The sequence below is a fragment of the Streptomyces sp. NPDC059679 genome, assembly GCF_042734105.1.
Taxonomy (GTDB): Bacteria; Actinomycetota; Actinomycetes; order Streptomycetales; family Streptomycetaceae; genus Streptomyces.
Window position 1 is genome coordinate 33,092 of sequence record NZ_JBHWES010000065.1, and the last position, 25,363, is coordinate 58,454.

The window sequence follows — 25,363 nt, forward strand, 5'->3', positions numbered from 1 at the left end:
CAGACCCCGAACTGGAGTTGGGTTGGGATGACCGTGCCCAAGGCCGATCAGGACGCGATCGACCGGCGGTCGCTGCATGAGCGAATCGCCGCGGATCTGCGGGACGAGATCATGTCGGGCGAGCTCCGGCCGGGCGCCGGGCTTCCCTCGACTGCGCAGCTCAAGGAGCGGTTCAGTGCGTCGAACGCGACCGTGCAGAAGGCGCTGCAACTGCTCAAGGACGAGGGCCTCACGGTCGGCCGCGCCGGGGCGGCCGTTACCGTACGGGAACACCGGCAGCGCACCATGCGGCCCGCCGCGTACATGGCGCCGGCCGCGCCGGGGGAGCCGTATCGGTGGATCAGCGAGGCGGCCGCCGGGCACCAGGCGCGCGGGAGTAGCCGCCTTCTGGAAGTCGCCGAGGTGAGGCCGCCCGCCGATGTGGCGGAGGCGCTGAGGCTTCCGGAGGGCGGGACGGCGCTGCTGCGGGCTCAGGTGTTGTCGCTGGATGACGAGCCGGTGGAGCTGGTGAAGTCCTACTATCCGCTGGAGCTCGCTCGCGGGACGGCGATGATGGATCGCCGCAAGATCAAGGGCGGTACCCCGGCGTTGCTGGCGGAGCTGGGATACCCGCCACGGCTCAGCGTGGACAAGGTGTCCGCCCGGGTACCCACGCAGGAGCAGTACACCGTGCTCGGCTTGCCAGGAAATCTGCCCGTCCTGCGGACGTTGCGGGTCGTGTACAGCGATGGTGAACGGCCCATCGAGGCTACGGTGATGGCCAAGGCAGGTCATCTTTATGAGCTGCAGTACGAGTTCTCGCACTCTTGAGCGGCGCCTTGTGTGGCCGGTCGGCTGTTCAGTCCAGCGAAGCCAACGCACTCACCACAAGAGAACGCGCCGCGGCTCCCCGCACAGCCCCCTGCGAAAGCCGGTCAAAGGCTTGAGCGTACAACTCGACTTGGCTGGGCTGTATGAGCGTCAGGGCGGCATCCAGCGTGTCCGCGTGAACCCTGGTGTCGTCGAAGATCGTGAAGGTGGGCATGGGCCACACGGTTCGTTCTGCCGAGAAGGGGATGATGCCCACGGCGACGTTCTGGAGGTCCATCACCCCCAGAAGGTGGCCAAGTTGGGCCGACATGGTGTCGGCGCCGCATATCCGGTACCGCAATACCGACTCCTCCAGTACGAAGGAGAACCGGCGGGCGCCATTTCTGAGTACCGCGTTCCGCCTTATGCGTGCCGCCACGGCATCACTCACGTCGTCCGGGGTTCCTCGGAAGTCCGCGATGGACGACAGCAGGGCAGCGGCGTATCCGGGCGTTTGGAGGAACCCGGGGATCACGTCGGAGACGTAGACGCGGAACAACCCCGTCTGCTGATACAGGCGCCCCGTGGACTCTTGCAGGCGGCGAAGGCCGCTCCGCTGGAGTCGTCTCCACTCAACATGAGCATCAGCGGATTGCCTGTTGGCCGCGATCAGGTCAGAGATCTGGTCGTCTGCGCCGCAGGCTCGGCACCATGCTCTGATGTCCGCATCAGAGGGTGGCGTCTTGGCGTTCTCTATGCGGGATGACTTCGACTCCGACCAGCCGCACCTGACGGCCAGCTCCCGCCCGGTGATCCCCGCGTCCCTTCGGATCTCGCGCAGGCGACCGGCGAGATCTTCGCGAGCCTTCTGAACGCTCGAAGAGGGGTGTGGGGGCATGGAGCCGGCTTTCGTCAGATCTCATACAGGTGGTGCGGAATTGCTCGTTTCCAAACCGCCTCGAAGGCGTTGAGGCATAGCTTCACGGTCTTCGGGTCTGCTGTGATCTCGTCCTCCACCACCTCACCGTCGCCCGAGAAGTGGTGCACTCTGAGCAACTCGCCATCGAACAACCAGAAGTCGTTCCCAGGCAGAGGAATGTTCGTGGTCAGACGCCGGGGCAGCCACCGTACCTCCTCACCCGCCGTGACGTTGGCGTGGGTGACGTAGTGCTCCCACCGGATGTACTCCGATACCGGCTCGGAGACGACTCGGGCCCGGCGGATCGCCACACCCCGGGCTACGGTGTCCGCGATCAATTGATCGTAGGGATGCCACCAGGACTCGCGATCGTCCCAGTTGATGCGCTCACCGCGCCGCCATGCCTCGAACCGTTCCGTAGGAGCGTAGGAGTCTCGCAGCTCCAGATGGACGGCCGACCGCTCAGTCCGGCCAAGCAGCTCAGCGAAGCTGGGCACGCTCGACGGCATCGCACGCCTCCCTGACCATCGGGATCATCCGTGCCGGGATCCTGACGATCGCTTCACTGTCGGGCACCGGGCCGTTCGCGGGGCTGCTTTCCTCGCATTGGGCCTGAGTCTCGGCGCCTGGCTTCCACCCCTGCAACAAGATCTCCTGAGCTTTCACGTCCACCCACACCGTGGGGCAGTGATCCCGGTCGGTGTCGGGATCGATGCCGACGAACTCCACAGCCATGGTTTCCTCCCTGCTCCGGGTAGTTGCTTGTGTTTGCACAAGCCTTGTTGAACAGGGAAGACGACGTCAATACCAGGATCCGGTCAGGTGAATTGATGTGCAAGCTCATGCAAGTTTGTGGAGCTCGGAAGGAGCCAGCTTCTAGCGTCGTCAGCACCACACGGAGTGTGAGATTCCCGCCTCGGCGACGGAAACCCTGGACAGGTGAGCGCCGGGGCGGGCGCCCCATCGCAGAGCTTTCTGCGGGCTACGGGCTGTGCTCTCGACGGTAGGACGGCACGGCCCCTGAGGAAGGAGGAGGTTGATAGATGAGCGCCGCAGCCGTCGAGACGTATGAGACGCGCACGCCTGACGCCGAAGGCTGGCGCGGAGTCCCGTTCCGGCGCCCCCATGACCTGACGGTGGTCGCCCAGGACGACGGCGGGAAGCACGACGGCGGGCCCCTGCCCCCGGAGGCGCCCCGCGATCCCGCACCGCAGGGCGGCGAGCAGGGCGGCAAGCAAGCCCCTGGCACGCCCGTGGCTGAGTGAACCGACCCCGTCCGTGTGTCGTCCCCGTGGCGCATGGGCGGGGCTTCTTGCTGCTTACCGCAGCCGCCCTTGTGATCGGTAGGCAGATCCGGGGACCGTCGCCGTGGCCGTCGGGCCGGCATGGCCTGCGGCCGGCGCGGCGTTATTTTTCTCGGCCGTTCTTTCTCGGGCCGATGCACAGCACGACCAGGAAGACGACGGTTCCGATCAGGCCGAGGTCCTGCCATACGGCCGAATAGTAAAGCGCGCCCGGCGTGTTGGCCTGCTGCGTCACACCAAGACAGATGACGAGCCCGATCGCGGACTTCCAGCGTTTCATGCGGCGGAGCCTGGCACGCCCCTGCGGGGACCCCTCCCGGCCAGGCCTGGCCTCTCCCCCGGGCCCGGCCCGGCCTGGCGGGGCCGGGCCGGGCGGCATGGTGAGAGCGGTCAGGAGCCGATTGCCTGGGGGTAGCGGAAGAAGCCGGTCGGGTCGTACTTCCGCTTGACGCGGACGAGCCGGGGGTAGTTGACGCCGTAGTAGGCCTCCCGCCAGTCCCTCAGCTTGGGGTCGGGGAAGTTCTGGTAGGAGTGCTCAGGGGGCGCCCCGGGGAAGAGGGCGTCGTAGAAGTCGTGGAGCCAGTGCAGGTTCGCGGCGGCGACCTCGGGGGAGTCGTAGTCCGCCCAGGAGGTCTCGGCGGCCAGGATGAACAGGTCGTCGCGGTGCACGAAGGCGGTCGCCCGCCTCGGGACCCGGTTGATCTCCCCGCCGAGGGCGAACATCGCGAACCCGGCCCCCTCCGGGTTGCCGCTGCCCGGCCAGTCGAGCAGCTGCTGGGCCGCGGCGCTGACCTGCCGCTCGGTGAGGGTTGTCCGGGAGTTCAGGACCGCTGACTTGGAGGCGAATTTCTCCACCGGGGTGGTGGCGCTCAGCAGGGTGCTCGCCTCGGCCGGGGTGACCTCGCGGAGGGCGGCGCAGTTGCGGGCGCGTTCGTCGGCCGTGCCGATGGCGAGCAGCGGGGCGAGGACGGCCCGCAGTTCGTCGAGGGGTCCGTAGTACTGGCCGATCGCGTTGACGCCCGCGTTGGTGCGGATCTGGTTCCGGGTGCGCCCGTGGGTGCCGATGCCGAGGCGGAGGTGGAACCGCTTGTTGTCCGAGGTCTCCTGGGCGATCCGTTGCGCGGTCGCCATCACCGGCAGGACGGAGTCCAGGCTCCAGCCGAGCCGGTAGAACCCCACATCGCCCTGGAACCGCTCGTACTGGAACGTGAACGAGGTGTGCACGCCGAAGTTGTTGCCCGCGCCGCCCCGGCAGGCCCAGAACAGATCGGGCTCCGAGGCCGCGCTGGCCTCGACCACCCGGCCGCTGGCGAGTACGACGGTCGTGGCGACCAGCCGGTCGCAGGTCAGGCCGAACATCTTGTCGCTGAAGCCGATACCGCCGCCCAGCACAAGACCGGCGACCCCGACGGTGGGACAGCGGCCGGTCGGTACGAAGATGCCCTGTTCCTCGAGGAGCGGGTGCAGGTCGCCGTTGGTGACCCCGGCCCCGACGGTGACGGTGCCCGCGCCGTGGACGACCTTGATCGGCCCGTAGGCCCGGGAGCGGGCGGCGCCACGCAGCGGGGTGGTGACGATGTTCTTCATCCGGCTCATGTTGAGCAGCAGGCCCGTGGTGGCGGAGTAGCCGGCGTAGTTGTGGCCGAGACCGGAGCGCGGCACCGCGGGCAGTCCCACCGCGCGGGCCCAGCGGATCGACTCGCGTACGTCCCTCGTGGTGGCGCAGGCGACGATGCCGGCGGGGTGGATTCCGGCGTACCGGTGGTTGAACGGGATCGCCAGCGGCGGGTAGCCGGAGTTCGCGGGCCGGTAGAGGGTGGCACCGGGGGAGAGCGACGCGGCCAGCCGCTTCCAGTCCCGCTGGCTGACCCGCTCCGCCGTCTCGGTCACCGTCTCGGTCACCGCGGCGGCGGCGACCGCGTCGGGCGCCGCCGTCATGGCCACCGCCCCGGCACCGAGGGCCCCCAGGGTGCCCGTCCGCAATACATCCCGCCTGTTGATCACTGTGGCCTGCCTTCGCGAAACGGTCGGAGGCTCGGTCGCCTCGAAGTCGACTGGTCAACCGATCGTTCACCGACCCGGCCGTTCGGCGTGGAGCGCCCACGACCCGGCCACCCGAGGGCCACTCGAAAGCGTGCCTGGCGCACCGCCTGATAGCCGAGCCGCAGTGACCTGCCCGGCGCTCGCCCGTGCGCCGTGCCTCAGAGCCTGAACTCGCGGATCACGGTGTTCCTGAACACCGCGCGGCCATCGATCGTGAACAGGGCGATCCCCGTGTCGGCAGGGTCCGGGAAGGCCGCGGAGGAGTGCACGTACCGGCCGTCGTCGACGAACATCTCCACGGAGGTGCGGTCGATCAGGATCCGCAGCCGGACCGTCCGCGCGGACGGGTCGAAGGGGCTCCTGCTCTCCTGCCACCGGCCGGAGGAATCCGGGCTCACCGTGTAGCCACGGTTGACGAAGGCGTAGTCGCCGTAGATCCCGGCGTCGATGTGCCGCACGCCGTCGGGAGAGCGGCGCAACTGCAGCCCCGCGCCCGTGAGCTGGTCCCAGGCGAGCTCGGTCGTCAGCTCGTAGGCGGTGCCGGTGTAGTCCAGCGCCCGGTGTCCGTCGACCTCCAGGTCGCCGAGGCGCACCGTGCGGGAGACATGGGCGTCGAGGGCGCCGATGGGCCGGGAGGCGAGGTAGTACGTGCCGCTCGCGGCGCGCCCCAGCGTGATCTCGCGGACGATCGAGTCGGTGCCGTTGAAGCCGTCGCAGTCGATGGTGGGGGTGGTGTTCGCGTAGCCCCAGTTGTTGAGCCAGCCGATGGCGTAGCGCGCGGCAGGGTCGAGGGTGCCGCGCGCGTCCCGTTTCTCGAAGGTGACGGCCGCGTACCAGTCCCAGCCGTGGTCGAGCCACTGCGGGTCGGAGGCGTCCGCCGTGAAGGTGGTGCCGTCGAAGTCGCCGGTCCAGTATGCGTAGGTGTTGGGAAGGCCGGACGCCTTGCCGTCGGCGCTCACGCCCAGCACCCACCTGGCGGTGCCGTCCTCGGCCGTGATCCGGAACAGGTCGGGGCACTCCAGGACGCCGATGCCGTCCTTGATGAATCCGCTGACGTACGTCCACGACTTCAGGCCGGTCGAGTGGTAGAAGCCGACCTTGTTGTTCTCGGCGAGCGCCATCACCCACCGGCCGCGCTCCTCGTCGCGGATCACCTTGGGGTCGCGGAAGTCGCGGACGCCGGGGTTGGGCAGGACCGGGTCGGTGCCGTGGTGGGTGAAGGTCCGGCCGCCGTCGGTGGAGTAGAACAGGTATTGCGCCTGGGTGCTGGCGTTGTCGTCGGGCGACATGGTGGCCAGGACGATCACTGCGCCCGCGCCGAAGCCCGCCGTGTTGTCCGTGTCGACCACCGCCGAGCCGGACCACACGTCGCCGGCCGGGGTGGTGTCCTTCGGCACGGCGATGCCACGGTCGGTGAAGGAGACCAGGTCGGTGCTGGTGGCCAGGCGCCAGGCGGTGCCCGCGGTCGTGCCGCCGGTCAGGTAGTCGGGGTTGTACAGGTAGTAGTAGTGGTATTCGCCGTCGATCCAGATCGGGCGCTGCGGGTCGTTCTTCCACTGGTCGGGGACGGTGAAGTGGTACTCGGCGCGGTAACTCCCGCATGCGGCACCCTTCTTGGGCCTCGCCGCCGGACTCGCCGCGACGGGCAGTAACGCACCGGCCGCGCCCGCGGCCGAGGCGACGAAGAGCGACCTCCTGGACAGGCCAGGACCGCCTGGCATGCCTGGTGTACGGACCATGGTGCGGCTCCTTTCCCGACGTCGTCGTCGGGGCTGCGGCTCAGTGCTCCGGAACTGTAGACCTAACTCGTTAAAGGTCAACCCTGTCGGGCGCCTTGACAGCCCGTAACAGGGTTCTCATCATCGGGGAATCACTTCTTCCTAACACGAGTTAGGCTCGTCGATGACCGACTCGCTCATCTCCCGTCGCGGCCTGATGCGGTACGGGACGTACGGCGCCGGGGCCGCGGCCCTCGGCGGTGTCGCCGCAAGCTGGGACCGCCTCACCGGCGCCGACATCCCCGGGCGGAACGACGGCTCCCTCGTCGTCGCCACCCTCGGCCCCGCCTATGGCCCTGCGGCCGTACGCACGCTCACCGAGGGCTTCCGGAAGCAGCACCCCGACATCAAGCTCCGCATCAACGCGGTGCAGGCCGTCGACTGGTCCGACTTCTTCGCGAAGATCCTCACCCAGATCGCGGCGGGCACCGCCCCCGACCTCGTCTACGTCGCCACCGAGGGCGTCCAGCTGTTCGCGCGGCGCCTCGGGGTCCCGCTGGACCGCTGGGTGCGGCGGGACGCCGAGGAGCTGCGCGAGTACTTCGCCGACGTCCATCCCTCGCTGGTGGAGTCGATGATGTACGAGGGGAGCCTCTACCAGCTGCCGGTCGAGTTCAACGCGGCCGACATGTATCTCAACAGGCAAGTGCTGGAGCGGGCCGGCGCGGGCTTCCCGGCCGCCGACTGGACCCGCGACGACTTCACCGCGCTGCTGCGGGACATGAAGAAGGCAAGCGGCTCCCGGTTCACGCCGTACTTCTGGACCAACCGGCTGTGGGGCGGCGTGGTGCCCTGGCTGTTCGCGAACGGCACCAACCTGCTCGCCGAGTCCAAGGCGCCGGGCGGCGCCTGGCTGTGGGACTCCTTCTACCCGGCCGCCGAACGGCAAGGGCGCGGGGGCGGTTTCCGGTGGACGACCCCGCAGGCAACCGAGGCCCGCGTGGAGGAGGCGTACGACTATCTCGCCTCCCTCATCGAGGAGCACCTGTGCACCCGCCCCGAGGGCGGTAACGGCCAGAACCTCGTCGGCGTCTTCTCCACCGGCCGGGTCGGCGTCACGCCCGCGGGCGGCTTCTGGGCGGGCGGTCTGAGTCTGGCGGGCATGAAGGCGACGGACTACGACGTGCAGTACTTCCCGCGCTGGCGCACCCAGCGCATGCAGTTCGGCGCCGCCGGCTATGCGCTGCTGCGCACTTCGAAGAAGCAGGACGAGGCCTGGGAGTTCATCAAGTACGCCGCCCGCAGGGACACCCTGATGCGGCTGTTCAAGACCAACCAGACCACCCCGGCCCGCCGCTCGATGCTTGACCCCGCCCGCTACCGGGAGACCGGCCCGAGCCACTGGCAGGTCTTCTACGACACCCTCGACAAGTTCCCCGACACCGGGCCGATCCCCGCGCCGCCGCAGGTCGCCGAGGTCGAGCAGGTGCTGCTCAAGCACACCGGCACCGCCCTGGCCTCCCGGGGCGCGGTGCGCCCCGCGCTGCGCCGGATGCAGGGCGACCTGGAGAAGGCCATGGAGCGTGACGTATGACGACGAACGCGCAGGCGAACGCGCAGGCGAACACTCAGGCCCCGGCCGCACGGCGACGGCCCGCGACACCGCCCGCCGGCGCCCCGCGCCCCGCCGCCCACACCTCCACCCGCTCCGCCCGGCTGCTCGCCGCGCTGTTCCTGGCGCCCACGGTCGTCGGCATCGTGGTCTTCACGGTCGTACCGATCATCGGCTCGGTCGTCCTCAGCCTCTTCCACTGGAACGTGATCGACGACCCGAGCTTCGCCGGGGCCGCGAACTACCGCGAGGTGTTCAGCGATTCGACCGTGCTGGTCTCCTTCCGCAACACCCTCGTGTTCATGGTGCTCGCGGTCGCGCTGCAGTTGCTCATCGCCCTGGCGCTGGCGCTGGCGGTGAACGGGCGGATGCCCATGTGGCTGCGCTCGGTGTTCCGGTCGGCGTTCTTCTTCCCGCTGGTGCTGTCCGCCGCGTCGATCTCGGTGGTGATGAAGTACCTCTTCAACCAGGACTTCGGGGTCGTGAACTGGCTGCTCGGGCTGGTCGGGATCGCCCCGGTGCCATGGCTGACGTCGGAGCACGGGGCGATGGCGGCGGTCATCCTGGTCTATGTCTGGCAGCAGTTCGGCTTCTCGTTCCTGCTGTTCGTCGGCGGCCTCAACAACATCCCCAAGGAGATCCACGAGGCCGCCTCTCTCGACGGCGCGACCGGGCTGCGCAAGCACCTCGCCGTCACGCTGCCGTTGCTGTCGCCCACGCTGCTGGTCGCGTCGGTGGTCGGCATCATCAACGCGCTCCAGGTCTTCGAGCAGCCGTACGTGCTCACCAACGGCGGGCCCGGTGACTCGACCCGAACGGTCGTGATGGTCATCTACGAGACCGCGTTCGAGCAGCTGCGCTTCGGCCCGGCGTCCGCGGTTGGCGTGCTGCTGTTCGTACTGATCATGGCGGTCACCGCCCTCCAGTTCCGGCTCAGCCGGCGCTTCGTCCACTACCAGTGAGCCGGGTGAGTCCCATGAGCCAAGCGAACCTGAGCCAAGCGACCGTGAGCCGATCGACCCCGAGCCGACCGACCCCGGGCCAAGCCCCCATGAACCCGAGCCGTGCGCGGTACGCGCTCGCGCCCTGGGCCCGGATCGCCGGGCTGGCCGTATGCGCGCTGCTCACGCTGGGCCCGGTCATCTGGACCGTCTCCACCTCGCTGCGCACCCCGGCCGAGTCCTTCGACCTGCCACCGAAGATCATCCCCACCCACCCGACGACGGAGTCGTACCGCGGGGTCTTCGACCAGATCGATGTGTGGCTGGTCGCCCTCAACTCGACGCTGGTGACCGCGCTGATCGCGGTGGGGCAGATGATCACGGCGGGCCTGGCGGGGTACGCGTTCGCGCGCCTGGAATTCCGTTTCAAGAAGCCGCTGTTCGGACTGGTGCTGGCGACCATGATGGTGCCGCTCCAGGTCACCATCGTGCCGGTGTTCCTGGTGCTCAAGTCGATGGGCCTGACCGACACCCTCCTCGGCCTGATCATTCCGGCCTTTCCGACCGCCTTCGGGACCTTCCTGATGCGGCAGTACTTCCTGGGGATGCCGAAGGACCTGGGCGAGGCCGCGATGCTGGACGGCTGCGGCCCGTGGCGGATCTTCCGGTCGGTGTACGCCCCGCTGGCCGCCCCCGGCCTCGCCATCGTCGGCGTGCTGGCCTTCAACTACCACTGGAACGAATTCTTCCGGCCGCTGATCCTCGAGACCTCAGGCCAGAACTACACCCTGCCGCTGGGCCTGGTCTCGCTCCAGGGCAACCTCGGCACCGGCTCCGTCTCGGTGGTGCTCGCCGGTGTCGTCCTCTCCATGATCCCCGCCGTCGCCGTGTTCATCGTCGGCCAGCGCCCTCTTCGCGAGGGCATCACCTCCGCAGGAGTCAACCGTTGAGCCCCACCGCTCAGTCCCCGGACCCGGACGCTCCGCGCTTCAGGGTCCGTCCGCCCGCCAACTGGATCAATGACCCCAACGGTCCCTTTCGCTGGCGAGGCCGCCACCACCTCTTCTACCAGCACAACCCCGACGCCCCGATCCACGCCAACGTCCACTGGGGCCATGTCTCCAGCCCCGATCTGGTCCGCTGGGAGCACCATCCGATCGCCCTCGCCCCCACTCCCGGCGGCCCGGACGAGGCGGGCTGCTGGTCCGGGTGCGTGGTCGACGACGACGGCGTGCCCACGGCCGTGTACACCGGCGTCGACCGCCACCACACCGGGCTCGGCACCATCTGCCTGGCGCGGGCGGCCGACCCGGACGACGACGCGCTGGCCGAGTGGAAGCCGTCGCCCACCCCTGTGGTGACCGGGCCGCCCGCCGGCCTGGACGTGGTGATGTTCCGCGACCCGTTCGTCTTCCGGTGCGGCGGGCGGCGGTGGGCGCTGGTCGGCGCGGGCCACGCCGACGGGACCCCGTCGGTGCTGCTCTACGACTGCGACGACCTGGCCGACTGGCGGTTCGCCGGTGTGCTCGTGGATGGCACAGGGCCGGTTGCCGCGGAAGCGTTCGGCGACCAGGCGGTCGGCTGGGAATGCCCGCAGATATCCGCGACGGCGGGCGGGGAGTGGGTGCTGGCGGTGTCGCTGTGGGACGGAGAGCCGTACGCCACCGGTTACCTGACGGGACGTCTGTGCACGGACGGCCAAGGCGGTCTGCGCTTCGAGGCGCGCACCGGCGGGCGGCTCGACCACGGGCGGGACTTCTACGCGCCCGCTGTGCTCCAGGAGGCGGACCGGACCCTGATGTGGGGCTGGTCCTGGGAGGCCCGTGAGCGCGGCGAGGTCGAGCGCGCCGGGTGGGCCGGTGTGCTCACCGCGCCGAGGGTCGTTGACGTACACCCGGACGGCGCGCTGCGCGTCGTACCGGCCCCGGAGCTCGAACTGCTGCGCGCGGCCGAACCGTTCGTCACCGAACCGGGCCGGGTTCCGCTCCCGGAGGCGTACGACCTGACCGTCACGGCCCGCGGCCTGACGACCGTGAGTCTGCTGCGGTCCGCCTCGGGTGCGCGGCTGACGGTGCGGATGGACCCGGATGAGGGCACCGTGACGCTGGACCGCGGTGACTGGCCCCGGACGCCCGGCACCGGGGCCCGGGGGGCGGGGCCGATCATGGTGCGGGCGCCGGGGAGGGAGGTGCGCGTGCTCGTCGACGGTTCGCTGTTCGAGCTGTTCGTCGACGACCGGGCCACGGTCACCGAGCGCGTCTACCGGCGCCCGGACGATGTGCGCGAACTCGTCGTGGCGGGGTCCGCGGCCGCCGTCACGGGGTGGGAGCTGGTCCCACCGACGCACGGCTGATCACCGGGCCGGCGAGGCGCCGGGTGGTGGCCAGCGGTGTCCGCCCGGTCTCGATGGCCTCCAGCAGCAGCCGGGCGACGGCCTCGCCCATCGCCCGGTGCGGCAGCGCGACCGTGGTGAGGGGCGGGGCCAGGAACTCGGCCATGTGCTCCTGGTCGTCGTAGCCGACCACCGACAGGTCGCCGGGCACGGCGATCCCCAGCCGGGCGGCGGCGTGCAGAACGCCCGCCGCGACCCGGTCGTTGTAGCAGAAGACGCCGGTGGGGCGGCGATCGGCGGGCACCCCGTCGAGCACCCGCAGCGCGCCCTCGTACCCGCCGGAGATCTCGCCTCCGGTGCGTAGGACCCACTCCTTGGGGACGATGATCCCCTTGGCGCGCACGGCGTCACGGAAACCGCGCAGCCGCTCGACCGACGCCATGTCGTCCTGGCCGCCGACCATCGCGACCCTGCGGTGCCCCTCGTCCAGCAGGAGCCGGGCCGCCGTACGTCCCCCGGCGCGCTCGGCGGGGATGACGGCCGGCAGGGAGTCGTCCTCGGCCAGACAGTTGGCGAGCACGGAGCGCGTGCGGTGCAGGCCCTCGGGGACGCGGACCCGGCGCAGCGACATGGCCGCGTAGATGATCCCGTCCACCCGCCGGTCCAGGAGCTCGGCGACCGCCGCGTCCTCCTTGGCCGGATCGCCGCCGGAGTCGACGGTGAGGACGAGATGCCCGCTGTCCCAGGCGGTCTCCATGGCCCCGCGTAGCAGCCGCCCCGCGAACGGCGACGAGGCGATCTCGTCCGTGACCAGCCCGATCACCGCGGTGCGGCGGCGCCGCAGACCGCGCGCGACGGGGTCGGGGCGGTAGCCGAGCCGGGCGGCGGCCTGGCGGATGCGCTCCTGGGTGGCGGCCGAGAGGTTCCCCTCGGCCCGGTCGTTGAACACGAAGGAGACGGCGGTATGGGACACCCCGGCGAGCCGGGCGACATCCCGCGACGTCGGCCGCCCGAGCTTGTCGGCGGGTCCGCCGTGCCCGCCCTCGCCCGTGCCCATGGCTTTCGGCCGCCCTCCGTTCGCCCGTCGGTATCCCTGCTGATTCACCCGATCTTACGCACGAGGTGACCTGAAACGGCGTTGAAGCAGAGCGCTCAAAGTGCACAGAGTGCAGGGAGTCACTGACGCTGACGAGTCACTGATGCCCCCACCCTTCCCGGAGGCCCGGACCATGACCTGGAACCACCCCCAGCCGTCCCGCCGCACCCTTCTCCGCGGTGCAGCCGCCACCGCGCTCACGACGACGACGGCAGCCGGCGTCGGGGCAGCGCACGCCGCCGCCCCGGCCGCGTGGCCGACCGAGTTCCGGCTCCCCGACGGCTTCATGCCCGAGGGGATCACCATCGGCCGCAGGCCGTACGCCTACATGGGCTCACGCGCCAACGGCGCCGTCTACCGCACCGATCTGCGCACCGGAGAGGGCCGAGTCATCCACGAGGGCGCCACGGGCACAGTGGCCGTCGGGCTCAAGCTGGACGAGGACGGCCTGCTGTACGTCTCAGGAGGCGGCGGAGGGTCGGCGCGGATCGTCGACTCGCGCACCGGTGAACTGGTGACCGCGTACCAACTGACCGACGCCACCGGCCACTTCATCAACGACGTGATCCTGCTCGGCGACCGCGCCTGGTTCACCGACTCGCGCGACGCCGTGCTGTACGGCGTACCGCGTGGCCGCGCCGGAGAGGTCCGCCGCCTGCCCCTGACCGGCGACTGGGTACAGACGCCCAACGTCAACAACGCCAACGGCATTGTCGGCACCCCGGACGGCCGAGGACTGATCGTCGTCAGCAGCTCGCCCGGCAGGCTCTACCACGTGGACCTGGCCGACGGCCACGCCACCGAGATCGCGCTCTCCGGCGCGGCCGACGTCGCGAACGGCGACGGCCTCCTCCGTATCGGCCGCACACTGTACGTGGTGCAGAACCGGCTGAACCTCATCAGCGTCTACGACCTCGACGCCAAGGCCCCCGCCGCGACCTTGTGTCGTACGGTCACGGACGCCCGCTTCGACGTCCCCACCACCGTGGCCCGCTGGGCCGACCGCCTCTATCTCGTCAACGCCCGCTTCACCTCGCCCCAGACCCCGGAGACGACGTTCAACGGAGTGGCCGTACCCCTCCTCTGACGGCCTCGGGCCCCGGACGGTCAGGACTCCCAGTGGGCGAGTGCGTGCAGCGCGGCGGCGGTCCGGGCGAACCCCTGATCGCCGAGCAGACCCCGCAACTCGCCGTTGAACCGCTCGATTTCCGGCTGGGCGGCCCGGAGGGCGGCGGCCCCGCCGTCGGTCAGCTCCAGCACCACGGCGCGGTGCTCGCGCGGGTGTGCCCGCCTGGCGACGAGGCCGGCCTTGGCGAGCCGCGCGACGAGCGCGGTGACGCCGGACTCCCGCAGCCCCAGGGCGTGCGCGAGCTCCCGCTGGGTGATGCCCGGCTGATCGCGTACGGCGAACAGCGCACCGAGCTGCGCCGTGGTGACCCCGGCGGCGGCCAGACAGCGCCGGTCCGCGACCGTACGCAGCTGGTGGCGGGTGTGGTGGACGAGACTCTGGACTTGGCGGTCGCACGGAAGCTGCTGGCGGCCCAGCCCTTCAGCAACCTGCTCGGCGCCCGCGTGGTGGCGTTCGGCGAGGGTGCGGCGACCCTGGAACTGGACATCCGCGACGACCTGCGCCAGCAGCACGGCTTCCTGCACGGCGGCGTACTCGGCTACGCCGCGGACAACGCCCTGACCTTCGCCGCGGGCACAGTGGCCGGCGCCCGGCTGCTCACCGCCGGATTCACCATCGACTATCTGCGCCCCGCCGCCGGAGCGTTGCTGCGGGCCGAGGCTCGGGTCGTACGCGCCGGCCGCACCCGCGTCGTATGCCGCTGCGACCTGTCCACCGTCGACGAGGAGGGCACCGCGACCCTGTGCGCGGTGGCGCAGGGCACGATCTCGGTCATGGGGCCGGCCGAGGCGTCGCCGAACGGGACCTGACCCGCGACCTGGTCCGCCTGCGCGCTGACAACCGTGGCCGCGCCGCAGCCGGTACTCGCCGCCGGTGCTCCCTGGCCGCCCTTCAGGACTCGTAACGCGCTTCAGGACTCGTCATGCTCGATCCCTTCGGTGCTACGACCATGGCCAGCAGGGCCGCGACGACGCAGACCGCACTCAGTGCGATCCACACCACGTCATACGCGCCGAACACATCGCGGGCCGTGGCTCCGAGGAAGGCGGAGGCGCTTGCGCCCAGCTGATGGGCAGAGGTGACCCAGCCGAAAACGATGGGGCCGTCGTTGCCGTAGACGCGGTGGCTGAGGGCGATCACCGGAGGGACGGTCGCGACATCGGCGAGTCCGTAGACGATCACGAAGGCGATCAGGGAGGGACGGACCGTCGAGGAGAGGACCATGGGCAGTGCCACGAGGGTGAGCGCGCGGACGGCGAAGTACAGGCACAGGAGGCGGCGCGGATCGAAGCGGTCGGTGAGCCAGCCGGACGCGAGCGCCCCCAGGGATGAGAAGACACCGATCAGCGACAGCAGGGACGCGGCCATGGTGGCGTGCATGCCGTGGTCGTGGAGGGCGGGGACCCAGTTGCTCCACATGATGCCGTTGGTGGAAGCGCCGCAGATGACGTACATGCCTGCGAGCAGCCAGAACGTCCCGGTCCGCGCGGCGCTGAGGAGAACCGTCACCGTCCGGCGCGCCGCCCCGGTCGCCGGAGCGGGTTTGGGGACGAACTCCTTGGCCCCGTAGGGCGCCCCGCCGATGTCGGCGGGGTGGTCGCGCAGCAGCAGCCACACCAGCGCGGACACCGCCAGAGCCACCAGCGCCAGGGTCACCACAGGAGGCCGCCAGCCGTAGCGGTCGACCGCCCAGGCGAGCAGGGGCAGGAAGAGCAGCTGGCCCAGGTGGCTCGAGGCGCTGAGCGCGCCGGTGACCAGACCGCGCCGCCGCTCGAACCAGCGGCCGGTGATCTGTGCCGCGAAGGTCATCGTGAGGCAACCGCTGCCGAGGCCGATCAGCACACCCCAGTACAGGACGAGGTGCCAGGCCGAGGTCATCATGTTGGTGAGCAGGGCACCGGTGGCGATGAGCAGCATGGCGCCGGCGGCGACCCGGCGGATGCCGACGCGGTCCATCAGCGCGGCCGCGAAGGGTGCGGTGAGGCCGAAGAAGATCATGTTGACCGAGGCGGCGAGCGCGATGTGGCCGCGGTCCCAGGCGTACTGGTCGTGCAGCGGGGTGACCAGCAGGCCGGGCACGGTGGTGAAGGCGCCGGCCGTCACGATGGCCGCGCCCGCGACGACGGCGATGATCCAGGCGTGGTGCGGGCGGTGCGGGCGGCGCCATGACGTGGGCTGTGGAACGGCCGGTGGGGTCTGTGTCCGCTGAGCCATGTTCTCCAGACTGTGCGCACCTCAGCGGGGCGACGAGTGGCCAGATGGCCCGGTTGCGCAAGAATATGGCCATGGCTGTCTTCACCCATCCCACCCGCCATCACGTCGCCGTCTTCGCCCGCCAGAGGATGCTCCCGATCGAGCTGGGCATCGTGCACCAGCTGTTCGGGCAGGCCAGACAGGGCGCCTCGGCCGACGGGAAGCCGCTCTATGAGGTCGCCACCTGCGGGCTGCGGGCAGAAGCGGTACGGACGGACGGAGACTTCACCGTCAATGTGCCCCACGGCCCCGAGGCGCTGGCCGAAGCCGACACGGTGATCGTTTTGTCCTCGTACGAGGACTACGAGCAGACGGATCCGCGGCTGCCGACGCCGCTCGCCGAGGCGTTCACCCGGATCCGCCCCGGCACCCGCATGGCCTCGATCTGCACAGGCGCCTTCGTGCTCGCCTCGGCCGGCCTCCTCGACGGCCGGGCGGCCACCACGCACTGGCGCTACACCGAGCAGTTCGCGCGCCTGTTCCCAGAAGTCGAGGTGGACGCGGACGTGCTCTACACCGACGGCGACGACGTCCTGACCTCAGCGGGCTGCGCCTCCGGGATCGACCTGTGCCTTCATATGATCCGGCGCGACTACGGGACAGCGGTCGCGGGCGACGTCGCCCGCCGCACCGTCGTACCGCCGCACCGGGAGGGCGGCCAGGCGCAGTACGTACGCCACCCCGTACCGGACCCGTCCTCCGCCTCCACCGCGGCTGCCCGCCACTGGGCCCTACAGCGGCTGCACCAGCCCCTCACACTGGGCGACCTGGCGTCCCAGCAGGCCATGAGCATCAGGAACTTCAATCGGCGCTTCCGCGACGAGGTCGGCACGACACCGATGACATGGCTGACCCAGCAGCGCGTCGAACGCGCCAGGGAACTACTGGAGGAGTCCGACCTGCCGGTGGACCAGGTGGCGGCCCAGGCCGGCCTCGGCACGGCGGCCAACCTGCGGCAGCACTTCCAGTCCGCCCTGGGGTCTTCCCCGAGCGCCTACCGGGCCACCTTCCGCGGCCCGCACGACGTCGGCGCGGCTCGCCCCTGACGATGCACGGCTCGGGGTGTTCAATGAAATCAGGGGAGAGCGATGGGTCACGCCGTTCCCGGTGGTGAGAGTACTTAGACCGGTCCGCTTTCCCAGAAGAAGGCGATCTCGATGAACATCGCACACGGAGAGGTCCTCGGCGCGGTGGTCCGAGCGGTGGAGGCCGCGAACCGTGCCCCGCAATTCTTCACCTGGTATGCCATCGTGCTCGCGGTCCTGCTCGTGGCAGCGGTGGTCACGCTCCGGCATAGGTGACGTGTGCGGGACGAGCATGGTGAGCGGCACAGTGGGGTCCAGCTCAAGGACGTGGCGCGGAAGATCGCCGGTGCCATCTGGGGAGCTCCGGAAACACCCCCTGTGGACCAGAACCAGGACAACGAGGGCTGAGTGGCACGACGAAGGGCCCTACTAATGATCAGCAGGGCCCTTCGTTCGCCCTGGTAGGGCGGGTGCGGAGGATACGAGATTCGAACTCGTGAGGGGTTGCCCCCAACACGCTTTCCAAGCGTGCGCCCTAGGCCTCTAGGCGAATCCTCCGCGGGAAACAATACAAGACCAGAAGCAGTGGATGCGAACTCGTTCCCACCGGCCTCCATCCGCTAGGGTGGGGGCCAGCCCCTCACGTGGCGCTATCTCACCGAACTCCCCCAGGGCCGGAAGGCAGCAAGGGTAAGTGGGCTCTGGCGGGTACGTGGGGGGCCCTTGCGTTGTGGGGAGGGCGGGGGTGAGGGGGTGCGGGGCGGCTTCGGATGTCGGTGGGCACCGATATCGTCGTAAGCGTGTCGTCCCTCGCGCTGTACCGCCGCTACCGCCCCGAGACCTTCGCCGAGGTCATCGGCCAGGAGCATGTCACCGGCCCGCTGCAGCAGGCGCTGCGTAACAACCGGGTCAATCACGCGTACCTCTTCAGCGGTCCGCGCGGCTGTGGCAAGACGACCAGCGCGCGCATCCTGGCTCGCTGTCTGAACTGTGAGAAGGGGCCGACCCCGGCGCCGTGCGGGGAGTGTCAGTCCTGCCAGGACCTCGCGCGGAACGGGCCGGGCTCGATCGATGTCATCGAGATCGACGCCGCGTCTCACGGAGGCGTGGACGACGCGCGTGAGCTGCGGGAGAAGGCGTTCTTCGGGCCGGCGTCCAGTCGGTACAAGATCTACATCATCGACGAGGCGCACATGGTCACCTCGGCGGGGTTCAACGCCCTGCTGAAGGTGGTCGAGGAGCCTCCGGAGCATTTGAAGTTCATCTTCGCGACCACGGAGCCCGAGAAGGTCATCGGCACCATCCGGTCGCGTACGCACCACTACCCCTTCCGGCTGGTGCCTCCCGGGACGCTGCGCGACTATCTGGCGGAGGTCTGCGGGCGAGAGGCGATCCCGGTCGAGGACGGGGTGCTGCCACTGGTGGTGCGGGCCGGGGCGGGGTCGGTCCGGGATTCCATGTCGGTCATGGACCAGCTGCTCGCGGGTGCGGGCGAGGATGGTGTGACGTATGCCATGGCGACGTCGCTGCTCGGCTATACGGACGGCTCGCTGCTCGACGCGACCGTGGACGCCTTCGCGGCGAGCGATGGTGCGGCCGCGTTCGAGGTCGTCAACCGTGTGATCGAGGGGGGCAACGACCCCCGGCGCTTTGTCGCCGATCTGCTGGAGCGCCTGCGCGACCTGGTGATTCTCGCCGCCGTGCCGGACGCGGCGGAGAAGGGGCTCATCGACGCCCCGGCCGATGTCATCGAGCGGATGCAGGCCCAGGCGTCCGTCTTCGGTGCCGCCGAGCTCAGCCGCGCCGCCGACCTGGTCAACGAGGGCCTGACCGAGATGCGCGGTGCCACCTCGCCGCGGCTGCAGCTGGAGCTGATCTGTGCGCGGGTGCTGCTGCCCGCGGCGTTCGGGGACGAGCGGTCGATGCAGGCGCGGCTGGAGAAGCTGGAGCGGGGGGCTCTGGCGGGTGGTCTGGGTGGAGGCTTCCCCGGGGCGGGGGCCGGTGGTCTGCCCGGAGGCCCCGGTGGGGCGGAGGGTCAAGGGCCCGCCATGGGGTACGTACCGGGGCCCGAGGCTCACGCCCCGGCCGCAGGCCCCTCCGGCCCGGCGGCCGCGCGGGCGGCGGTGACCGGCCGGGGTGGGGCCGGGGGCGGAGCTGGGTCCGGTCAGGGCGGGGCTCCGGCCGCAGCGGGGGCCGGTCCGGGTGGTCCGGCGGGTGGTGGTCCTGCCGCTGGTGGTTCTGCTGGTGGTGGCGGTGGTGCGGATGTGGCTCCGGCCGACGCCGGAGGTGGGGGACAGCAGCCCGGAGCTTGGCCCGGGGGCGCCCAGCCCGCGGGGGCGAACGGCGGTGGTCAGCGCCCCGGTGCCTGGCCCGGTGCGACCACTGGTGGTCCCGCCGGAGGGCAGGCGGAGGGCGGCGGTACGGATGGCCCTGCCTCGGCCGCGTCGCGGCCCGGGGCCTGGCCTAGCGCCGCGGCCCCCGGTTCGGGCGGCCAGGGCGCGGGGCGGCAGCCCGGTAGCTGGCCGTCGGCCGCCGCTCCGGGGCAGGGTGGGGCGCCTTCGGGCGGTTCTTCCGGGGCTTCTGGTGCTTCTGGTTCTTCTGGTGTTTCGGACCCTTCCGGGCCTTCCAGTCCTTCCGCGCCTTCTCCCGGTTCTGCCGGTGCGCCCCCCGCCTCCGCGCCGGGCATGGCGCAGGGCGCCATGCAGGTGCGGCAGATGTGGCCGGAGATTCTGGAGGCGGTCAAGAACCGCCGCCGCTTCACCTGGATCCTGCTGAGTCAGAACGCGACCGTCACCGGCTTCGACGGCACCACCCTCCAGCTCGGCTTCTCCAACGCCGGCGCGCGCGACAGCTTCGTCAGCGGTGGCAGCGAGGACGTGCTGCGCCAGGCGCTCAGTGACGCGATCGGCGTGCAGTGGCGGATCGAGGCGATCGTCGATCCGTCGGGCGGCGCCGGGCAGCAGGGCGGGCCCGGCGGTGCGGGAGGCGGTGGCTTCGGCGGTGCCGGTGGACCCGGGGGCTCCGGCGGCTCCGGGGGCTTCAGCGGTTCCGGCGGCTCCGGCTTCGGCGGCGGAGGCGGTGGCGGTGGAGCGGGTGGCTTCGGGGGCGGTGGCGCCCCGGCGGCCCCGCCGCGGCAGCCCGCCCCCCGGCCGCAGGCCCAGGCGTCCGCCGCCGCGCCCGCCGCGCCTGGTCCGTCGTCGTCCCCCGCCGGGGCGGCGGCCGAGTCGGCGGGTCCGGCCGCGCAGTCGTCGGCGTACCGGGAGCCGGAGCCCCCGCCGGTCGCGCCCGAGGACGACATGCCTGCCGAGGACGACCCGGACCTCGACGAGAGCGCGCTCAGCGGCCATGACCTGATCGTGCGCGAGCTCGGCGCGACGGTCATTGAAGAGGTCGCGAACGAGTAGGAACGGGGAGAGGACGAGGAGGGAGCGAGGAGGGGAGCAGCAGGGGACGAGCCGCGTACGGGTGGGGAACCTGCGCGCATCGCTCGCCCTGTGCGGCGCCTGAGTTGAGTACTCCGGGGCCGTCCGCCCTCCTCCCTACGGTGTAGGGCGGGGCGCCCCGTGAGCACGTAGGCTCGGGCTATCGGAAAGAAGAACTCTGTCGACAGCGCAGGAGTGAGCTCGTGATCCCCGGTGGTGGCCAGCCCAATATGCAGCAGCTGCTTCAGCAGGCCCAGAAGATGCAGCAGGACCTTGCCGCGGCGCAGGAGGAACTGGCCAGGACCCCTGTCGAAGGCTCGGCCGGCGGCGGCTTGGTGAAGGCGACCGTGACCGGCGCCGGTGAGCTTCAGGGCCTGGTGATCGATCCGAAGGCGGTGGACCCGGAGGACACCGAGACCCTCGCGGACCTCGTCGTGGCGGCCGTGCGCGATGCGAACAACGCCGCGCAGCAGCTGCAGCAGCAGAAGCTCGGTCCGCTCGCCCAGGGCCTGGGCGGTATGCCGGGTCTGCCGTTCTGAGCGTGGCCTTCCGTTCCGTCCGTTCCGCAGTAGCCGGTCTGTCCAGGGTCTGTGCAGGACCCTGACCCTGGCCTTATACCGAAGTCTGTAAGAAGAGAAGCCACCGCGCGTCAGCGCGAGATTGGAAGCGGCGTGTACGAAGGCGTGGTCCAGGACCTCATCGACGAATTGGGCAGGCTGCCCGGCGTCGGTCCCAAGAGCGCGCAGCGCATCGCCTTCCACATTCTGCAGGCCGAGCCCGCCGATGTCCGCCGCCTCGCGCATGCGCTGACCGAGGTCAAGGACAAGGTGCGGTTCTGCGCGGTGTGCGGGAACGTCGCCGAGGCCGAGCAGTGCCGGGTGTGCCAGGACCCGCGCCGCGACCCGGCCGTCATCTGTGTGGTCGAGGAGCCCAAGGACGTCGTGGCGATCGAGCGCACCCGTGAGTTCCGCGGCCGTTACCACGTGCTCGGCGGCGCGATCAGCCCGATCGAGGGTGTGGGCCCGGACGATCTGCGGATCCGGGAGCTGCTGGCGCGGCTCGCGGACGGTACGGTCACGGAGCTGATCTTGGCCACCGATCCGAACCTGGAGGGCGAGGCCACCGCCACCTACCTGGCGCGCATGGTCAAGCCCATGGGTTTGAAGGTGACCCGGCTGGCTAGTGGTCTCCCAGTCGGGGGGGACCTGGAGTACGCCGACGAGGTCACGCTGGGGCGTGCCTTCGAAGGGAGAAGACTTCTCGATGTCTGACGCAACGCTGCACGCCGCCCACCCCGATCCGGACGACTTCGCGGTCCAGATCTCCGATCAGATCGAGAGTTTCATCGTCGCGGTCACCGAAGTGGCGAAGGGCGACGAACCGGACAGCGCTGTGCCGTTCCTCCTGCTCGAGCTCTCCCAGTTGCTCCTCGCGGGCGGCCGGCTGGGCGCGCATGAGGACTTCGTCCCCGACGAGCGGTACGAGCCGGACGTCGGCCCCGAGCCGGACGTCGACGAGCTGCGTGAGCGCTTCGCCCGGCTGCTCGACCCGGTGGACGTCTACTCCGAGGTCTTCGACCCGTATGTGCCGCGCAGCCAGCCCGTCGCCTGCCGGATCTCCGACGACCTGGCCGACATCATCACCGACCTGCGGCACGGCATGGCCCACTACCGCGACGGCCGGATCAGCGAGGCCATGTGGTGGTGGCAGTTCTCGTATCTGTCCAACTGGGGTACGACCGCCTCCGCCGCCCTGCGCGCGCTGCAGTCGCTGGTCGCCCACGTACGGCTGGACAGCCCGCTGGACGAGCTGGATGGTCTGGACACCGACAGCAATGCGGGCGGCGACGAGCAGCTTGCGGAGGAGGCGGGACGGGTCATGGCGGCGGAGATCGCCGCTCCGCTCGGTATCCGGTCCGCGCAGTCCTGAGGCGCGGTCGAGACGCAGTCCCGAGGCGCAGCCCTGACAGCTCAGCCCAGCCTCGAAGGTGTGACCTGGGTTACCTTTCCGTGTGCTTCGGTGCGGAGCGGGCAGGGTTCGTCGCTGAGCGGGTGGTGCCAGGGAAGAAGCGGGAATATCTGGACGCCTGATCACAAGGTGAGTCATGTGTCTCGCAATGTGATATTGGCGGGGTAATTTCCGGCCACTCGTTAGACTGAGCCGACCGCATTACTGAGAGCCAGGGAGCGCACGTGGGCCTTGTCGTGCAGAAGTACGGAGGCTCTTCCGTTGCCGATGCCGAGGGCATCAAGCGGGTTGCCAAGCGAATCGTCGAAGCCAAGAAGAACGGCCACCAGGTGGTCGTCGTGGTTTCCGCGATGGGCGACACGACGGACGAGCTGATCGACCTCGCCGAGCAGGTGTCCCCGATTCCGTCGGGGCGTGAGTTCGACATGCTGCTGACAGCCGGAGAGCGGATCTCCATGGCCCTGCTGGCGATGGCGATCAAAAACCTCGGCCACGAGGCGCAGTCGTTCACCGGCAGTCAGGCCGGTGTCATCACCGACTCGGTCCACAACAAGGCGCGGATCATCGACGTCACCCCCGGCCGTATCCGGCAGTCGATCGACGCGGGCAATATCGCGATCGTCGCGGGCTTCCAGGGTGTGTCCCAGGACAAGAAGGACATCACCACCCTGGGCCGTGGCGGCTCCGACACCACCGCCGTCGCTCTCGCGGCCGCCCTCGAAGCCGAGGTCTGTGAGATCTACACGGATGTCGACGGTGTGTTCACCGCCGACCCGCGGGTCGTGAAGAAGGCCCGAAAGATTGACTGGATCTCGTTTGAGGACATGCTGGAACTGGCCAGTTCTGGCTCCAAGGTGCTGCTCCACCGCTGTGTGGAGTACGCCCGCCGTTACAACATCCCGATCCATGTCCGGTCGTCCTTCTCCGGGCTCAGAGGCACGTGGGTCAGCAACGAATCGCAAGGGGACCAGCCGATGGAGCAGGCGATCATCTCGGGTGTTGCCCACGACACCTCCGAGGCCAAGATCACGGTCGTCGGAGTGCCGGACAAGCCGGGTGAGGCCGCGGCCATCTTCCGTACGATCTCGGACGCCGAGCTCAACATCGACATGGTGGTGCAGAACGTCTCCGCCGCGGCGACCGGCCTGACCGACATCTCCTTCACCCTCCCGAAGACCGACGGCCACAAGGCCATGGGGGCGCTGACCAAGGCGCAGCCGGTGATCGGCTTCGACTCGCTGCGCTACGACGACCAGATCGCCAAGATCTCGCTGGTCGGCGCCGGTATGCGGACGAACCCGGGCGTCACCGCGACCTTCTTCGAGGCGCTGTCCAACGCCGGGGTCAACATCGAGCTGATCTCGACCTCCGAGATCCGTATCTCGGTCGTCACCCGCGCCGACGATGTGAAGGAAGCGGTCCGGGCCGTCCACACCGCCTTCGGTCTGGACAGCGACAGCGTGGAAGCCGTCGTCTACGGAGGGACCGGCCGATGACCGGCCACGGCGGTGCCGTGGGCCGGAAGCCGACGCTCGCCGTCGTCGGCGCGACCGGAGCCGTCGGCACCGTCATGCTCTCGATCCTCTCCGAGCGGGCGGACATCTGGGGCGAGATCCGGCTGATCGCCTCGCCGCGCTCGGCCGGCCGGAAGCTGTCCGTACGGGGCGAGCAGGTCGAGGTCGTCGCGCTGAGCGAGGAGGCCTTCGACGGCGTCGACATCGCGATGTTCGATGTGCCGGACGAGGTCTCCGCGCAGTGGGCGCAGATCGCGGCAGGCAAGGGTGCGGTCGTCGTCGACAACTCCGGAGCCTTCCGGATGGACCCGGACGTGCCGCTGGTGGTCCCGGAGGTGAACGCGCACGCGGCCCGTCTCCGCCCGCGCGGCATCATCGCCAACCCCAACTGCACCACCCTCTCGATGATCGTCGCGATGGGTGCGCTGCACGCGGAGTTCGGGCTCCAGGAGCTGATCGTCTCCTCGTACCAGGCGGTCTCCGGGGCGGGCAAGGAGGGCGTCGACACCCTCCGCGAGCAGCTCGCCCTCGTCGCCGGTACGGAGCTGGGCACCCAGCCGGGCGATGTACGGCGGGCGATCGGCGACACCGGGCCGTTCCCCGGGCCGATGGCGCTCAACGTGGTGCCGTTCGCGGGCTCGCTCAAGGAGGACGGCTGGTCCTCGGAAGAGCTCAAGGTGCGCAACGAGTCCCGCAAGATCCTGGGCCTGCCGGAGCTGCGGGTCACCGCGACCTGTGTCCGCGTACCCGTGATCACCACCCACTCGCTGGCCGTGCACGCCCGGTTCGAGAACAAGGTGACCGTGGCCCAGGCGCACGAGATCCTGGCGGCCGCCCCCGGTGTGGTGCTCTGCGACAACCCGGCGGAGGGGGAGTTCCCCACCCCGGCCGATGTTGTGGGCACCGACCCGACCTGGGTGGGCCGGGTCCGGCGTTCGCTCGACGACCCCAGGGCGCTCGAGCTGTTCGTCTGCGGTGACAATCTGCGCAAGGGCGCGGCGCTCAACACCGCGCAGATCGCGGAGCTCGTCGCGGCGGAGCTGTCGGTCTGACGGTCCCCGGCGGCCTGACGGTTGGCGGTCCGGCGGCCTGACGGTTGGCTTACAGCCCTTGGCTTACGGCCAAACTGTGAGCCTTCTGTGACCCGAACAATGGCCTGGACCACTTGAACCGGGCTCAAACCAGGGCAAAGATCTACGGATAAGATTCCCTCCCCGCCTGCTGCAACCGTCAGCGGGCGGGGAGCGTCTTTCCAGCCGCCCCTCGGTGGGCGTTGGGCAAACCGGGGCATTTGGGGA

At 70.1% G+C, this 25,363-nt stretch carries 26 protein-coding genes, 1 tRNA gene and 1 other RNA gene; 18 read left to right on the forward strand and 10 right to left on the reverse strand.

All coding sequences use genetic code 11. The features are described 5' to 3' along the window. Window positions 1-27 precede the first annotated feature (27 nt). Window positions 28-810 (forward strand): GntR family transcriptional regulator, encoded by a 783-nt coding sequence (locus tag ACFV2X_RS43720; protein ID WP_385627192.1) that lies wholly within the window; start codon window positions 28-30, stop codon window positions 808-810. A gap of 28 nt (window positions 811-838) precedes the next feature. On the opposite strand, the gene ACFV2X_RS43725 is transcribed toward ACFV2X_RS43720, so the two are convergent. The 3 genes from ACFV2X_RS43725 to ACFV2X_RS43735 are packed head-to-tail and all read right to left on the reverse strand — an operon-like array spanning window position 839 to window position 2,443. Further along, a complete protein-coding gene (locus ACFV2X_RS43725; protein WP_385627142.1) occupies window positions 839-1,687 on the reverse strand; it encodes a helix-turn-helix domain-containing protein in 849 nt (282 codons plus the stop codon). 14 nt (window positions 1,688-1,701) lie between these two features. Then, window positions 1,702-2,217, reverse strand: a complete 516-nt coding sequence (locus ACFV2X_RS43730) for a DUF6879 family protein (protein ID WP_385627144.1) — start codon at window positions 2,215-2,217, stop codon at window positions 1,702-1,704. Next, window positions 2,189-2,443 carry a hypothetical protein gene (locus tag ACFV2X_RS43735; protein WP_385627145.1) on the reverse strand — a complete coding sequence of 85 codons (255 nt, stop codon included), beginning with the start codon at window positions 2,441-2,443 and terminating at the stop codon, window positions 2,189-2,191. The genes ACFV2X_RS43730 and ACFV2X_RS43735 overlap by 29 nt, the downstream gene beginning before the upstream one ends. Window positions 2,444-2,751: 308 nt before the next feature. Between ACFV2X_RS43735 and ACFV2X_RS43740 the strand changes: the two genes are divergently transcribed. Next, a complete protein-coding gene (locus ACFV2X_RS43740) occupies window positions 2,752-2,973 on the forward strand; it encodes a hypothetical protein (protein ID WP_385627147.1) in 222 nt (73 codons plus the stop codon). A gap of 142 nt (window positions 2,974-3,115) precedes the next feature. Here ACFV2X_RS43740 and ACFV2X_RS43745 read toward each other — a convergent pair whose 3' ends face one another. The 3 genes from ACFV2X_RS43745 to ACFV2X_RS43755 all read right to left on the reverse strand — a co-directional run bounded on the left by ACFV2X_RS43745 (window position 3,116) and on the right by ACFV2X_RS43755 (window position 6,776). After that, on the reverse strand, window positions 3,116-3,292 hold the full coding sequence (locus ACFV2X_RS43745) for a hypothetical protein (protein ID WP_385627149.1): 177 nt from the start codon (window positions 3,290-3,292) through the stop codon (window positions 3,116-3,118). A 110-nt stretch (window positions 3,293-3,402) separates the two neighbouring features. Beyond that, the gene (locus ACFV2X_RS43750; protein WP_385627151.1) at window positions 3,403-4,995 is read right to left on the reverse strand and encodes an FAD-binding oxidoreductase; all 1,593 of its coding nucleotides are present in this window, start codon (window positions 4,993-4,995) and stop codon (window positions 3,403-3,405) included. A gap of 218 nt (window positions 4,996-5,213) precedes the next feature. Beyond that, window positions 5,214-6,776 carry a glycoside hydrolase family 32 protein gene (locus tag ACFV2X_RS43755; protein ID WP_385627193.1) on the reverse strand — a complete coding sequence of 521 codons (1,563 nt, stop codon included), beginning with the start codon at window positions 6,774-6,776 and terminating at the stop codon, window positions 5,214-5,216. A gap of 181 nt (window positions 6,777-6,957) precedes the next feature. On the opposite strand from ACFV2X_RS43755, the gene ACFV2X_RS43760 reads away from it, so the two are divergent. From ACFV2X_RS43760 to ACFV2X_RS43775, 4 genes are all read left to right on the forward strand, one after another. Then, entirely contained in the window at window positions 6,958-8,367 is a 1,410-nt protein-coding gene (locus ACFV2X_RS43760) for an extracellular solute-binding protein (protein ID WP_385627152.1), read from the forward strand. Further along, entirely contained in the window at window positions 8,364-9,347 is a 984-nt protein-coding gene (locus ACFV2X_RS43765; protein ID WP_385627154.1) for a carbohydrate ABC transporter permease, read from the forward strand. The genes ACFV2X_RS43760 and ACFV2X_RS43765 overlap by 4 nt, the downstream gene beginning before the upstream one ends. Before the next feature lie 89 nt (window positions 9,348-9,436). Continuing rightward, window positions 9,437-10,276: a carbohydrate ABC transporter permease gene (locus tag ACFV2X_RS43770; RefSeq protein WP_385627156.1), complete on the forward strand. Its 840-nt coding sequence runs from the start codon at window positions 9,437-9,439 to the stop codon at window positions 10,274-10,276. Then, window positions 10,273-11,679 (forward strand): glycoside hydrolase family 32 protein, encoded by a 1,407-nt coding sequence (locus ACFV2X_RS43775; protein ID WP_385627158.1) that lies wholly within the window; start codon window positions 10,273-10,275, stop codon window positions 11,677-11,679. The genes ACFV2X_RS43770 and ACFV2X_RS43775 overlap by 4 nt, the downstream gene beginning before the upstream one ends. Here ACFV2X_RS43775 and ACFV2X_RS43780 read toward each other — a convergent pair. Then, window positions 11,642-12,715 carry a LacI family DNA-binding transcriptional regulator gene (locus ACFV2X_RS43780; protein WP_385627159.1) on the reverse strand — a complete coding sequence of 358 codons (1,074 nt, stop codon included), beginning with the start codon at window positions 12,713-12,715 and terminating at the stop codon, window positions 11,642-11,644. The two genes, ACFV2X_RS43775 and ACFV2X_RS43780, sit on opposite strands and share 38 nt — an antisense overlap. Window positions 12,716-12,887: 172 nt before the next feature. Here ACFV2X_RS43780 and ACFV2X_RS43785 point away from each other — a divergent pair, with 172 nt between their 5' ends. Beyond that, entirely contained in the window at window positions 12,888-13,841 is a 954-nt protein-coding gene (locus tag ACFV2X_RS43785) for an SMP-30/gluconolactonase/LRE family protein (RefSeq protein ID WP_385627195.1), read from the forward strand. Window positions 13,842-13,861: 20 nt separating this feature from the next. Here the strand turns inward: ACFV2X_RS43785 and ACFV2X_RS43790 are convergent, their stop codons facing one another. After that, a complete protein-coding gene (locus tag ACFV2X_RS43790) occupies window positions 13,862-14,299 on the reverse strand; it encodes a MarR family winged helix-turn-helix transcriptional regulator (protein ID WP_385627197.1) in 438 nt (145 codons plus the stop codon). On the opposite strand from ACFV2X_RS43790, the gene ACFV2X_RS43795 reads away from it, so the two are divergent. Next, a complete protein-coding gene (locus ACFV2X_RS43795; RefSeq protein ID WP_385627160.1) occupies window positions 14,249-14,692 on the forward strand; it encodes a PaaI family thioesterase in 444 nt (147 codons plus the stop codon). The genes ACFV2X_RS43790 and ACFV2X_RS43795 overlap by 51 nt on opposite strands. An 82-nt stretch (window positions 14,693-14,774) precedes the next feature. Here the strand turns inward: ACFV2X_RS43795 and ACFV2X_RS43800 are convergent, their stop codons facing one another. Next, the gene (locus ACFV2X_RS43800; protein WP_385627162.1) at window positions 14,775-16,097 is read right to left on the reverse strand and encodes an MFS transporter; all 1,323 of its coding nucleotides are present in this window, start codon (window positions 16,095-16,097) and stop codon (window positions 14,775-14,777) included. A 65-nt stretch (window positions 16,098-16,162) separates the two neighbouring features. Here ACFV2X_RS43800 and ACFV2X_RS43805 point away from each other — a divergent pair, with 65 nt between their 5' ends. The 3 genes from ACFV2X_RS43805 to ACFV2X_RS43815 all read left to right on the forward strand — a co-directional run bounded on the left by ACFV2X_RS43805 (window position 16,163) and on the right by ACFV2X_RS43815 (window position 17,569). Continuing rightward, window positions 16,163-17,182, forward strand: a complete 1,020-nt coding sequence (locus ACFV2X_RS43805) for a GlxA family transcriptional regulator (RefSeq protein ID WP_385627198.1) — start codon at window positions 16,163-16,165, stop codon at window positions 17,180-17,182. Between the two features lie 111 nt (window positions 17,183-17,293). After that, on the forward strand, window positions 17,294-17,437 hold the full coding sequence (locus ACFV2X_RS43810; RefSeq protein WP_385627164.1) for a hypothetical protein: 144 nt from the start codon (window positions 17,294-17,296) through the stop codon (window positions 17,435-17,437). A 3-nt stretch (window positions 17,438-17,440) separates the two neighbouring features. Beyond that, entirely contained in the window at window positions 17,441-17,569 is a 129-nt protein-coding gene (locus ACFV2X_RS43815; RefSeq protein WP_385627166.1) for a hypothetical protein, read from the forward strand. A gap of 65 nt (window positions 17,570-17,634) precedes the next feature. On the opposite strand, the gene ACFV2X_RS43820 is transcribed toward ACFV2X_RS43815, so the two are convergent. Next, a tRNA-Ser gene (locus tag ACFV2X_RS43820) sits at window positions 17,635-17,719 on the reverse strand. Between the two features lie 73 nt (window positions 17,720-17,792). Here ACFV2X_RS43820 and ffs point away from each other — a divergent pair. The 7 genes from ffs (at window position 17,793) to ACFV2X_RS43855 (ending at window position 25,117) form a co-directional block, all read left to right on the forward strand. After that, window positions 17,793-17,889: signal recognition particle sRNA small type (ffs, locus tag ACFV2X_RS43825), an RNA gene on the forward strand. Window positions 17,890-17,961: 72 nt separating this feature from the next. Continuing rightward, window positions 17,962-20,565, forward strand: a complete 2,604-nt coding sequence (locus tag ACFV2X_RS43830) for a DNA polymerase III subunit gamma and tau (RefSeq protein WP_385627167.1) — start codon at window positions 17,962-17,964, stop codon at window positions 20,563-20,565. 221 nt (window positions 20,566-20,786) lie between these two features. Further along, the gene (locus ACFV2X_RS43835) at window positions 20,787-21,122 is read left to right on the forward strand and encodes a YbaB/EbfC family nucleoid-associated protein (protein ID WP_014177713.1); all 336 of its coding nucleotides are present in this window, start codon (window positions 20,787-20,789) and stop codon (window positions 21,120-21,122) included. Window positions 21,123-21,254: 132 nt separating this feature from the next. After that, the gene (gene recR, locus ACFV2X_RS43840) at window positions 21,255-21,854 is read left to right on the forward strand and encodes a recombination mediator RecR (RefSeq protein ID WP_385627169.1); all 600 of its coding nucleotides are present in this window, start codon (window positions 21,255-21,257) and stop codon (window positions 21,852-21,854) included. After that, the gene (locus ACFV2X_RS43845; protein WP_385627170.1) at window positions 21,847-22,512 is read left to right on the forward strand and encodes a DUF5063 domain-containing protein; all 666 of its coding nucleotides are present in this window, start codon (window positions 21,847-21,849) and stop codon (window positions 22,510-22,512) included. Before recR ends, ACFV2X_RS43845 begins: the two co-directional genes overlap by 8 nt. Window positions 22,513-22,775: 263 nt before the next feature. Beyond that, complete coding sequence (locus ACFV2X_RS43850) at window positions 22,776-24,047, forward strand: aspartate kinase (protein ID WP_385627172.1); 1,272 nt, start codon at window positions 22,776-22,778, stop codon at window positions 24,045-24,047. Further along, window positions 24,044-25,117 carry an aspartate-semialdehyde dehydrogenase gene (locus ACFV2X_RS43855; protein WP_385627174.1) on the forward strand — a complete coding sequence of 358 codons (1,074 nt, stop codon included), beginning with the start codon at window positions 24,044-24,046 and terminating at the stop codon, window positions 25,115-25,117. Before ACFV2X_RS43850 ends, ACFV2X_RS43855 begins: the two co-directional genes overlap by 4 nt. The last annotated feature ends 246 nt before the right edge of the window (window positions 25,118-25,363 follow it).